This is a genomic window from Mesorhizobium sp. M8A.F.Ca.ET.021.01.1.1 (assembly GCF_003998025.1).
Taxonomy (GTDB): Bacteria; Pseudomonadota; Alphaproteobacteria; order Rhizobiales; family Rhizobiaceae; genus Mesorhizobium.
Map to the genome: position 1 here is coordinate 1 of NZ_RZSJ01000145.1, position 11720 is coordinate 11720.

Genomic DNA, 11720 nt, shown 5'->3' on the forward strand with positions numbered 1-11720 from the left:
CGATGGTGAGCAGGATGGTGTCGCCGGCCGAGATGCCGAGCCCGTCATTGACCTGCTTGAAGCGGTCGATGTCGATGACGAAGACGGTCGGACGCACCTTCTCTTCGGTACGGGCGATCGAGATTATCGCCTCCAGCCGGTTCATGAACAATTCGCGGTTCGGCAGGCCGGTCAGGTTGTCATGCACGGCGTCGTGCAGCAGCCTTTCCTCGGATTTCTTCTGTTCGGTGACGTCGACCATGGTGCCGACGCAGCGGATCACCTCGCCGTCCGACCCGATGACCGGGCGCGCGCGCAGGGCAAACCAGTGATAGTGCCCGTCGGCGCCGCGCAGGCGGAAATTCTGCGCCACCTTGCCGCGGCGATGTTCCAGAACGACGTCGAGCGTCGTGCGGAACGTGTCGCGGTCATCGGCGTGCAGCACCGGCAGCCAGTTGCGCGCGGCACCGCCCAGGCTGTTGGGAGCAAGGCCGAGCTGGATGCTGACATCGGGTTTGGTCACCACGCGGTCGCGCAGCACGTCCCAGTCCCACACCGTATCGCCCGACCCCGCGACGGCCAGCGCCTGTCGCTCGAGGTCGGAGAACAGCCCCTGATGCAGCGCACCGCCTGCAAAGGCGTGCTGCATGACGGTGAAGCCGATCAAGAGGATGATCAGGATCAGCCCGCCGCCAAGTGCTGGCTGGGCGATGTCGTTGTCGAGCATGCCGGTGATCGCCATCCACGACCCGCATAGCCATAACAGCACCATGACCCAACTGGGCACCAGCATGATGGCGCGGTCATAACCACGAATGCCGAGGAAGATGATCAGGCCGAGCCCGGTCAGCGCCGTGGCGGCAAACGAGATGCGGGCGATGCCGGCGGCGACCGCCGGATCGACGATGGCGACGCCGGCGATCAGCAGCAGGCCTAGAATCCAGACCAGGGCGCCATAACTGAAATGGCCGTGCCACCGATTGAGGTTGAGATAGGCGAACAGGAAGACCACGAAGGTCGCCGCCAGCGCCACCTCCGTTCCGGCTCGCCACATCTGCTCGTTGCCGGGCGAAATCTCGATGACCTTGTTGAGGAAGCCGAAATCGACGCAGATATAGGCAAGCACCGCCCAGGCGAGGGCTGCCGTCGCCGGGAACATCGACGTTCCCTTGACGACGAACAGGATGGTCAGGAACAGCGCCAGAAGGCCGGCAATGCCGATGACGATGCCGCGAAACAGCGTGTAGGAATTGACCGAGTCCTTGTAGGATTCCGGATCCCAGAGGTAGACCTGCGGCAGCTTCGGCGAGGCAAGCTCGGCGATGAAGGTGATCACCGTGCCGGGGTTCAGCGTCACCCGGAACACGTCGGCATCGGGGCTGGTCTGGCGGTCGAGTGCGAAGCCTTCGCTGGGCGTGATGGCGGCGATGCGCGTCGAGCCGAGATCCGGCCAGAAGATGCCGGAATTGACCAGCCGGAAATGCGGCGCGACGATCAGCCTGTCGAGCTGCTGGTCGGTGGTGTTGGCGAGCGCGAACACCGCCCAGTCGCCGGTCGAGCGGGCGTCGTTGGCTTCGACCTCGATGCGCCGCACGATGCCGTCCGGCCCGGGCGCGGTCGACACCTGGAAGTTCTCACCCTGATTGCGGTAGATCTCGACGGCGCGCGAAAGGTCGAGCGCGACATCGTCGCGGGCAATCTTGATGGGTTCTACGGCAAAGGCCGACGAAGCCGCGCACAGCGTCAGCATCGTCGCCAGCAGAAAGGCGAACAGCGGTCCGTTTCGCAGGAAATTCGTCAAAAATCAGTCCTTCGTTCCAGCGCCCGGCGGATCGTCGGCGATCCGGGCGTAGAGGTAATGGTCCTGCCAGATGCCGTTGATCCTGAGATAGGATCGCAGAAGTCCTTCGCGCCGGAATCCGGCTTTTTCAAGCACGCGGATCGACCTGATATTGTCGGGAATACAGGCGGCTTCGATCCGGTGCAACCTCAGCGTATCGAAGGCGAAGCGGGCCACCACCTTGACCGCGTCGGTCATCAGGCCACGGCCGCCGAAGCGTTCGCCGATCCAGTAGCCGACATGGCCGCTTTGCGAGACGCCGTGACGTATGTTGCCGAGCGTGATGCCGCCCGCGAGCTTGCCGCTCGACTTCTCGAAGATGAAGAAGGCGATCGCCGTTCCCTGTGCATAGTCCTCGCGATAGCGGCTGATGCGCAGGCGCCATGCCGTGCGGTCGAGTTCGTCGGGGGTCCAGCGCGGCTCCCACGGCTCCAGGAACGTCCGGCTTTCGCCGCGCACCGCCGACCACTCGCGATAATCGCTGGTGAACGGCACGCGCAGCGTGACGAGGTTGCCCTTCAGTGCCGGCAGGTCACGGCGAAAGAAAGGGAGCGCGAACACGGCGCTTGGGACTTAGACGGCGAGCCTGCGGGCCGTGGCCTGCGTACCCGGAAGCGAATCGAGGATCGCCTCGTATGGTGCCAGCGTACCCACGGGCCCGACAGCGGTAAGCGTCGGCTTGGTCGAGAACATCCGCGACGACAGGTCGGTCAGGCGCTCGATCGTCAGCGCCGCCAGCCGCTCCATCAACTCTTCCTTTGCGATCGGACGGCCGAAAAGCAGCAGTTGGCGCGCGATCTGCGAGGCACGGCTGGCCGGACTTTCGGCGGACATGATCAGCCCGGCGCGATACTGGGCGCGCGCACGGTCGAGTTCTTCTTGAAGGATGCTCTCGCCGGCCTTCTGCAACTCGTCAATGATGACAGGCACCAGCTTGGCGATGTCGCTTTGCCCCGTGGCGGCATGGACGCCGAATATGCCCGTATCGGAAAAACCCCAGTGGAAGGCATAGACCGAATAGCACAGGCCGCGTTTCTCGCGGACTTCCTGGAACAGACGCGACGACATGCCGCCGCCCAGAATCATCGACAGCACCTGCGAGGCGTAGAAATCGCGCACATGATAGGCGCGGCCCTCGAAGCCCAGCACGATCTGCGCGTCCATCAGGTCGCGGTCCTCACGGAAATCGCCGCCGACATATTGCGCGTATTGCGGAATGGTGCTGTCGGCCTTGCTGCGGAAGCCGCCGAGCCGGTTTTCGACCTCGCGCACGAACTTGTCGTGCTTGATGTCGCCGGCCGCCACGATCACCATCCGCTCGGCGCCATACTGGCGTTCGATGAAATCGTGCAACTGCTTGGAGGTGAAGGATTTTACCGTTTCGGGCGTGCCCAGGATCGAGCGGCCGATGGTCTGGTGGCGGAAGGCCGTCTCGGTGAAACGGTCGAAAACGATGTCGTCGGGCGTGTCGTGCGCGGCGCCGATCTCCTGCAGGATGACGTGCTGCTCGCGCTCGAGTTCCTGCGGGTCGAATTCGGACTCCTGCAGGATGTCGGACAGGATGTCGACGGCCAGCGGCACGTCGTCGGAGAGCACCCTGGCGTAGTAGGAGGTGGTCTCGACGCTGGTGGCGGCATTGATCTCGCCGCCGACGTCCTCGATTTCCGAGGCGATCTCGAAGGCGCTTCGCCGCTTCGTCCCCTTGAACGCCATGTGTTCGAGCAGATGGGCCATGCCATGCTCTTCTTCGCGTTCATTGCGGGCACCCGACTTGACCCAGGCACCCAAGGCAACCGATTCGATACTTGGAAGAGTTTCGGTGGCGACTGTCAGGCCGTTCGACAGACGGCTTACCTCAACACCCATATGGCTCGTACTCCCTAACGCGCCGCCCGCGCACGGCGGCTGACGTAATCTTCCACCATTTTCAGGTCGGATGGAAGTACCGTGTATTTTTCCTCAAATGTCATCAATCCCCCTAGCCATGCGGGCAGGGCGGGCGAGACACCGCTGGCGGCCTCGACGGCGGCCGGGAATTTCGCCGGATGTGCAGTGCCCAGCACCACCATCGGCACGGCGCCCGATGCTTTCCCGGCCGCGACATACATGGCCGCGGCGGTGTGCGGATCTAGAAGATAATTGCTGCCCGCGAGCGTCGAGCGGATGGTGTCGGCGACCTCGTCCATATCGGCGCGGCCGGCATCGAATTCGGACCGCATCCCGGCAATTTCCCGGGCTTCGATGGTGAAAGCGCCCGATTGCTTCAGGCCGGCCATGTAGCGCCGCACCGTCGCCGCATCGCGGTTTGATGCCTCGAAAAGCAGGCGTTCGAAGTTCGAGGAAACCTGGATGTCCATCGACGGCGAGGTGGTCGCAAAGACGCCCTTGGTGCGGTATTCGCCGGTCGCGAAGGTGCGAGCCAATATGTCGTTGTCGTTGGTGGCGATGACCAGCCGGTCGATCGGCAGGCCCATCTTCTTGGCGGCGTAGCCGGCGAAGATATCGCCGAAATTGCCGGTCGGCACGGTAAAGGAGACCGGCCTGTCCGGTGCGCCGAGCGACAATGCCGAGGAGAAATAATAGACGATCTGGGCCATGATGCGCGCCCAGTTGATCGAATTGACCCCCGACAGCGACACCCGGTCGCGAAAGCCGTGATCGTTGAACATATCCTTCAGCAGGCCCTGACAGTCGTCGAAATTGCCTTCGATCGCCAGTGCATGGACATTTTCAGCCTTCGACGTGGTCATCTGCCGCTGCTGCACCGGCGAGACGCGGCCATGCGGGAACAGGATGAAGATGTCGGTGCGGCTGCGCCCGGCAAAGGCGTCTATGGCCGCGCCGCCGGTATCGCCCGACGTGGCGCCGACGATGGTGGCATGCTGGCCGCGTTCGGCAAGCACATGGTCCATCAGCCGGGCAAGCAATTGCATCGCCACGTCCTTGAACGCCAGCGTCGGCCCATGGAAGAGTTCGAGGACAAAAGTGTTGGCGCCGGTCTGGACCAGCGGGCAGACAGCCTCATGGCGGAAGGTGGCATAGGTTTCGCGGACCAGGCGCTCGAAGACCGGTGCGGCGATCTCGCCGCCGAGGAACGGCGTCAGCAGGCGGATTGCAAGGTCAGGATAGGCAAGGCCACGCATGGCGCGGATCTCGGATGACGAGAAGTGTGGCCATTCGCGCGGCACATAAAGCCCGCCATCGCGCGCCAGGCCGGCCAGGACGGCGTCGGAAAATCCAAGCGCGGGCGCTTCCCCGCGGGTACTCACATAGTGCATGTCACAGATCCGTTTGCCGCCTGTTTTTCCGTTCACCACAAGGTGGTTAATTTCTGCACCGGCTGTAGTCGCATTTTTGCCGCGCGGTTGATATACGTCACCAGCTTTGCGAGAGGGAAGTGCAGTTTCATGGCGTTTCGTATATCAAGTGGTCGCTTTTTGGCGGGTCTCGCGCTCACGGGCTTTATGCTTGCCGCCGCCGGCTGCCAATCCGGCGACAATGGCATCTTGAACCTCGGTTTCGGCAAGAAGGACCCGACGGCGCCACCGCCGCCGCAGGACCCCAAGGTGCTGGCCAGCCAGCTGAACGCCTACTGCCCAAGGGTGACGGTGCGCGATGGCACGGCGTTCTTCAACACCTATGTCAACGAGGCCCGGAAGCCCAAGCCGAAGCTCAAGAAGACCGGCGACGCCGCTGCGGATGCAGCGGCCCAGGCAGCGGCTGACGCCGCCGCCGCTACTCCGCCCGACGATTCGGCGAGGATCATTTATCAGGCATCGATCAGCGACGTGACCCGCGATTGCAGCCGTGCCGACGGACAACTGACGATGACGATCGCGGTTGCCGGCAAGATTGTACCAGGGCCGAAATTCACTCCGGGCACCATCACCATGCCGATCCGTACCGCGGTGATGCACGGCACCGACGTGCTTTATTCGCAAATCCACCAGTATCAGGTCCAGGTCACCGATCCCTCGGTCGCGACCCAGTTCGTCTTCACCGATTCCAATATCGTCGTACCGGCGCCGACGGCTGCGGACTATCAGGCCTATGCCGGTTATGATGAAACCGCGCCCAAGGCTACAACCGACAAGTCGAAGCGCAAGAAGAAGAAAGCCGCGGCAACGAACTGAGCGGCCCTCAGCGTGGCGTGCGTCCGGTCGGGCGCACGCAGCTCAAGCATTCGCAGACCACTCCGACAGCGCCGCGATAACGCTTTTCAACTCCGCCCACCGCCGGATCACCGTTTCGGCGCCGGCCTCGGTCAGGGCATCGGCGTGGCCGGGATAACTGTGGCTCGCGCCCGTAAAACCGATCACGCGCATACCGGCGGCCGTGGCGCCGGTGACGCCGTGCACGGAATCCTCGATGACGAAGGTGTTCGCCGGGTTGGCGCCGAGCTTTTCGGCGGCATGCAGGAACACGTCCGGGGCCGGTTTGGTCTTTCCGGTCGGCGTCTCCAGCGCCGAGAAGATGCGTCCGGCGAAGAATGGCAGCAGATGCACCTTCTCCAGCATGAACTCGATCCGCTCCGAACGTGAATTGGAGCAGATGCAGCGTTGCGTCGTGACCGAGGCGACCGCTTCCCGCACGCCTTCGATGGCACGAACGTCGCTGCGCAGTTTGCGGTCGACCAGTTCCTCGGCGCGATCGATCAACGAGACCTGGAACGGGATCTTGGACTTCTCCTCGATCCGCATCAGTATGTCCTTGAAGGTCAGGCCCGCATAGGTCTCGGCAATCTCCTCCGCCGAGACTTCATATCCGGCCAGGGTGATCAATTCGGCCTCGACCCGTGCGGCGATGATTTCGGAATCGACGAGCACGCCGTCGCAATCGAAGATGACAAGGTCTGGCTGGGGCATGATGATCCGGACGATGGAGGATGGAGAAATGGCCGCTCAGGGCTCAAGCGGCGCGGCATACACCAATGGGCACGCCTTCGCAAACTCCTGCACCGGATCGATAAAGCTTCACCGAATATTTACGCTGATCGGTAACCATAACGGGGAGTAAACAGTAACGCGTGCCTTGGGTGTAAAAATGTCAGCCGTGCGTCTTCTCGACGAGCTCTCCCATGCTCCCCAGCAATCCGAATGGCTGGACACGATCCTGAAAGGCGACTGTGTCGCGGCGCTCGACCGCCTGCCGGAAAAGTCGATCGACGTCATCTTTGCCGATCCCCCCTACAATCTGCAGCTCGACGGCGATTTGCATCGTCCCGACCAGTCCAAGGTCGATGCGGTCGACGACGACTGGGACCAGTTCGAGAGCTTCGAAGCCTATGACGCCTTCACCCGCGCCTGGCTGCTGGCGGCGCGCCGCGTGCTGAAGCCCAACGGCACGATCTGGGTCATCGGCTCCTACCACAACATCTTCCGGGTCGGCGCCAAGATGCAGGATCTCGGCTTCTGGATCCTCAACGACGTGGTCTGGCGCAAGACCAATCCGATGCCGAATTTCCGCGGCCGCCGGTTCCAGAACGCGCATGAGACGATGATCTGGGCCTCGCGCGATCAGAAGGGCAAGGGCTATACCTTCAACTACGAAGCGCTGAAGGCGTCGAACGACGATATCCAGATGCGCTCCGACTGGCTGTTCCCGATCTGCACCGGCGGCGAGCGCTTGAAGAACGACAATGGCGACAAGCTGCATCCGACACAGAAGCCCGAGGCGCTGCTTGCCCGTATCATGATGGCCTCGACCAAGCCGGGGGACGTCGTGCTCGACCCGTTCTTCGGCTCCGGCACGACGGGTGCCGTGGCCAAGCGCCTCGGTCGCCACTTCGTCGGCATCGAGCGCGAGCAGGCCTATATCGACGCCGCCAATGAGCGCATCGATGCCGTGCGGCCACTCGACGAAGCGGATCTCACCGTGCTTACCGGCAAGCGCGCCGAGCCGCGCGTCGCCTTCGTCAGCCTGATCGACACCGGTCTGGTGACGCCCGGTGCCACGCTCTATGACGCCAAGAAGCGCTGGGCCGCCAAGGTTCGCGCCGATGGCACCGTGGCGATCGGCGACAGCGCCGGCTCGATCCACAAGATCGGCGCCGAGGTGCAGGGGCTGGACGCCTGCAATGGCTGGACCTTCTGGCATTATGAGCGCAGCGGCGGACTTACCCCGATCGACGAACTGCGCCGCATCGCCCGCCTCGGCATGGAGCGGGCAGGGGGCTGATCCCCTGCCGCTTATTCGTTGAATCAAAGTCTCAACGGATCGCCCCAAGCGATAGAGATCACGCCTTTATTCCGAAGCGTTCAAGATCCGCTTGAAGCGTCCTGGCATCGGTGAACAGCACCGCTTTCCAGCCGGCCGCCTTGGCGCCGTCGACATTCTTCTGGCTGTCGTCGATGAACAGTGTCGCGGACGGTTCGAGGCCGAACGCCGCCACGTGATGGTCGTAGATGTCGCAGTCGGGCTTGATCTTGCCGATATCGCCCGACACTGTCACGCCGCGTGGGCGGTTGAGAAAATCGAAGCGCTGCCGGGCTTCGGCCAGCGTGTCGGAGGCGAAGTTGGTCAGCATGGTGACATCATGGCCGCTTTCGATCAGGCCGAGCATGATGGCGACGCTGTCGTCATAGGCATGCGGCACCATCTCGTGCCAGTGGCGGCGGAAATTGCGGATGTTTTCAGAATGATCTGGATGATCCGAAATGAGCAGCGCCTCGGCCTCTTGCCACGTCCGGCCGCGATCCTGCTCGAGGTTCCAGTCATGCGTACAGACATTGTCGAAGAACCACTTTCTCTCGTCGGCATCGGGAATGAGGCGGCTGAACGGAATGTTTGGATCGTAGTGGATCAGCACCTTGCCGATGTCGAAAACGATGTGGCGGATTTCAGTCATGGGGTCTCTTTGCACCTGATGGCGACGGTTTTTTCGTCGCGCCGGGTATCGCAGCCTCGATTGCCTTTTTCATGACAGTCGGCAGCGCCTCGCCGGAAATCTCGCCAGCGGGCGACCAGAAGTGCCCTGCCACCGCATCACCTTTGATGTGGGCGTGAAAGACTTCGAGTGCGAGCGCGAAATGGGTGAAGACATGCGTGATTGACCCGGCGTGCCGCCAGGCGCCGGGAAAGGGCGCCGCCGCTTGCGTGGTGGCTCCGTCCACCCGCGCTGTCCAGTCGGTGGTAGGCACTTCCGTCATGCCGCCGAGCAGCCCTTTTTCCGGCCGCTTGCGCAAAAGAATGGCGCCGTCCTCACGCACGGCCACGAAAGCCGCGCCGCGCCGCAGCGGTTTGTCGGCCTTTGGCAGCCGCACCGGGAAATTCTCGGGGTCGTCTGCAATGGCGGCGCTGCAGTCCTCGCGCAGCGGGCACAGCATGCAGCGCGGCCGGCGTGGCGTGCAGATCGTGGCGCCGAGATCCATCATCGCCTGGGCGAAGTCTCCCGATCGCGTCGCCGGCACCATGCGCTCGACCTGGGCCCGTATCTCGGCCTTGGCTTCGCTGAGCGGCGTCGTGATCGAAAACAGCCTTGAGATGACGCGTTCGACATTGCCGTCGACAACGGCCGCCGGGCGGTCGAAGGCAATCGCCGTTATTGCCGCCGACGTATAGGCGCCGATGCCGGGCAATTCTCGAAGTCCGGTCTCGGTGTCGGGAAACCGGCCGCCGCGTGCCGCCACCAGATCGGCACAGGCCTTGAGGTTGCGGGCGCGGGAATAGTAGCCGAGCCCGGCCCAGGCTTTCATCACATCCTCGGTCGGCGCCGCGGCCAAGGCTTCGACATCGGGCCATTTCTCGACAAAGGCGCGGAAATAGGATTTCACCGCTTCGACGGTGGTCTGCTGCAGCATGACCTCGGACAGCCAGATACGGTAGGGGTCGGGCCGCACGCCGCGTGCATGCTCGCGCGGCGTCACGCGCCACGGCAGTTCGCGATGATGCGCGTCGTACCAGGCGACCAGCCGTGACGCCGTATCGTCGGCCTTGGCTCTGCTGGTCTGGGCCTTGCGGGTCTGGTCTGCTGGTGCCATTGATCTTGCGTAGGCTTGGCCGGTGTCTGCTGGGTCGTGGCTGGAGAACGCACATGGCAGGGAAAAGGCCCTTCGGCAATCCCGTTCCGGTGAGCGACCTCGCCACCGAGATCCTCGACCCGGTGCTGCGCAAGCGGGCAGGCATCTCGATCGGTCTCGTCCAGTCCTGGGAAGAGATTGCTGGCCCGCGCCTGGCCATTCACTCGCGGCCCGAAAAGATCCAGTGGCCGCGCCGCCTGCACGAGGACGATCCATTCGAGCCGGCCGTGCTGGTCATCGCCTGCGAAGGCATGGCCGCGCTTCACCTGCAGCACGAGACCGGCGAGATCATCAACCGGGTCAACGCCTTCCTGGGCTTTATCGCGATAGGCCGCATCAGGATCGTGCAGAAGCCGGTGACTTCTGGAAAAGCCCGGCCCAAACCTGCTCTCAGGCCACTGAGCGCGGCGGAAAAGGCGAAATTGGCCGATACAGTCGGATTGATCGAGGATGACGGACTGCGCGCCTCACTGGAAAGGCTGGGTGCGACCATTTTGGGCACAAGGAAAGCCTAGTTCTGACTGGAAACAGTCATAGGTTTGTCGTTAATCTCGCGCATTCGTGATCACCCTTGTCAGGTTTCGCGATTGGATTGGGGACAGGGATGCCTTAATTCGCGCCAACTCTCGCTTTTTCGTGTCTTTGCATTGCAAAATTCAACCCTTATCAGGTGATTCGTATGAGCCGCACCCCGTTTGGCCAAAGCTTCTCTCGCAGAAACGTCCTGACTTCGCTGGCCGCCATTCCGGCGGTGGCCCTGCTCGCGGCCTGCAGTGATTCCGGCGAACAAGCCAAGGCGGCGGATGTCAAGCCCGCGGACCCGGCAACGCCCGCGAAGCCGGCCACGCCCGCAGCGGTCCAGGTGCCGGAGGCGCAAGGCACGGTGGATATGGCCGAATTGTTGAAGCCGGGTGCGCTGCCCGACAAGCAGCTCGGCAAGGACGACGCCAAGGTCACCATCGTCGAATACGCTTCGATGACCTGCCCGCACTGTGCGCATTTCGCCGAGACCACCTTCCCGGATTTGAAAACCAAGTACATCGATACCGGCAAGGCCCGCTACATCCTGCGCGAATTCCCGTTCGATCCGAGCGCCGAGGCGGGTTTCATGTTGGCACGCTGCGCCAAGGATAACTATTTCCCGATGGTCGATGTCCTGTTCCGGCAGCAGGCGAACTGGGTCGGCGTGTCCAACACCAAGGATGCGCTGCTGCAAATCTCCAAGCTTGCCGGTTTTACACAGGAGTCCTTCGAGGCCTGCTTGACGGACCAGAAACTTCTGGACGATGTGAGATCGGTCCAGAAGCGTGGCGCCAATGAATTCAAGGTCGACTCGACACCGACCTTCTTCATCAACGGTAAGACCTACAAAGGGGCGATGTCGATTGAGGAAATGTCGGCCATCATCGACCCTCTGCTCTGACATCGGCTCAGCGCTGAAGCGGCAGCGCTCCGGCGCTGCTTGCCTTTCTATCTGTTCGCGCGCCATGCGCCCTATCGCAAAACTTCGGTACACTTTTGCGGAACCGGTGTATGAGGCGCGTGAATGAAGTTTTCGCGCCTCCGCCTTCTTGGTTTCAAGTCCTTCGTGGAACCCGGCGAGTTCGTCATCGAACGCGGCCTGACCGGCATTGTCGGGCCGAACGGGTGCGGCAAGTCGAACCTCGTCGAGGCGCTGCGCTGGGTGATGGGCGAAAGCTCCTACAAGAACATGCGCGCGTCCGGCATGGACGACGTGATCTTTTCCGGCTCGGGCACGCGTCCCGCCCGAAACACCGCCGAAGTCACGCTTTTCCTCGACAACAGCGACCGCTCGGCGCCATCCGCCTTCAATGATGCCGACGAGCTGCAGGTGTCGCGCCGCATCGAGCGCGAGGCGGGCT

Annotated in this window: 12 protein-coding genes; 5 read left to right on the top strand and 7 right to left on the bottom strand. The window is 62.9% G+C overall.

The genetic code is table 11. The features are described from left to right. The 4 genes from EOA36_RS13945 to thrC all read right to left on the bottom strand — a co-directional run. Positions 1-1780 (bottom strand): diguanylate cyclase (locus EOA36_RS13945; protein ID WP_127278134.1); only part of this gene is annotated, 1780 nt, incomplete at its 3' end. 3 nt (positions 1781-1783) lie between these two features. After that, positions 1784-2380 carry a GNAT family protein gene (locus EOA36_RS13950; protein WP_127278135.1) on the bottom strand — a complete coding sequence of 199 codons (597 nt, stop codon included), beginning with the start codon at positions 2378-2380 and terminating at the stop codon, positions 1784-1786. Between the two features lie 12 nt (positions 2381-2392). Then, positions 2393-3685, bottom strand: coding sequence for a pitrilysin family protein (locus EOA36_RS13955; RefSeq protein WP_127278136.1), 1293 nt, complete (start codon positions 3683-3685; stop codon positions 2393-2395). Positions 3686-3699: 14 nt separating this feature from the next. Beyond that, positions 3700-5097 (bottom strand): threonine synthase, encoded by a 1398-nt coding sequence (gene thrC / locus EOA36_RS13960; RefSeq protein ID WP_127278137.1) that lies wholly within the window; start codon positions 5095-5097, stop codon positions 3700-3702. Between the two features lie 129 nt (positions 5098-5226). On the opposite strand from thrC, the gene EOA36_RS13965 reads away from it, so the two are divergent. Further along, entirely contained in the window at positions 5227-5952 is a 726-nt protein-coding gene (locus EOA36_RS13965; protein ID WP_127278138.1) for a hypothetical protein, read from the top strand. A gap of 42 nt (positions 5953-5994) precedes the next feature. On the opposite strand, the gene EOA36_RS13970 is transcribed toward EOA36_RS13965, so the two are convergent. After that, a complete protein-coding gene (locus tag EOA36_RS13970) occupies positions 5995-6684 on the bottom strand; it encodes an HAD family hydrolase (RefSeq protein ID WP_127278139.1) in 690 nt (229 codons plus the stop codon). Between the two features lie 178 nt (positions 6685-6862). On the opposite strand from EOA36_RS13970, the gene EOA36_RS13975 reads away from it, so the two are divergent. After that, positions 6863-7996 (top strand): site-specific DNA-methyltransferase, encoded by a 1134-nt coding sequence (locus tag EOA36_RS13975; protein ID WP_127278140.1) that lies wholly within the window; start codon positions 6863-6865, stop codon positions 7994-7996. 58 nt (positions 7997-8054) lie between these two features. Here the strand turns inward: EOA36_RS13975 and EOA36_RS13980 are convergent, their stop codons facing one another. Both EOA36_RS13980 and mutY read right to left on the bottom strand, forming a co-directional pair. After that, positions 8055-8666, bottom strand: a complete 612-nt coding sequence (locus EOA36_RS13980) for an HAD family phosphatase (RefSeq protein ID WP_127278141.1) — start codon at positions 8664-8666, stop codon at positions 8055-8057. Further along, complete coding sequence (gene mutY / locus EOA36_RS13985; protein WP_127278142.1) at positions 8659-9798, bottom strand: A/G-specific adenine glycosylase; 1140 nt, start codon at positions 9796-9798, stop codon at positions 8659-8661. The genes EOA36_RS13980 and mutY overlap by 8 nt, the downstream gene beginning before the upstream one ends. Before the next feature lie 53 nt (positions 9799-9851). Between mutY and EOA36_RS13990 the strand changes: the two genes are divergently transcribed. From EOA36_RS13990 to EOA36_RS14000, 3 genes are all read left to right on the top strand, one after another. Further along, entirely contained in the window at positions 9852-10352 is a 501-nt protein-coding gene (locus tag EOA36_RS13990; RefSeq protein ID WP_127278143.1) for a DUF721 domain-containing protein, read from the top strand. 164 nt (positions 10353-10516) lie between these two features. After that, complete coding sequence (locus EOA36_RS13995; protein ID WP_127278144.1) at positions 10517-11260, top strand: DsbA family protein; 744 nt, start codon at positions 10517-10519, stop codon at positions 11258-11260. A gap of 123 nt (positions 11261-11383) precedes the next feature. Then, the coding region (locus EOA36_RS14000; protein ID WP_145969167.1) for an AAA family ATPase at positions 11384-11720 on the top strand (337 nt) is incomplete at its 3' end.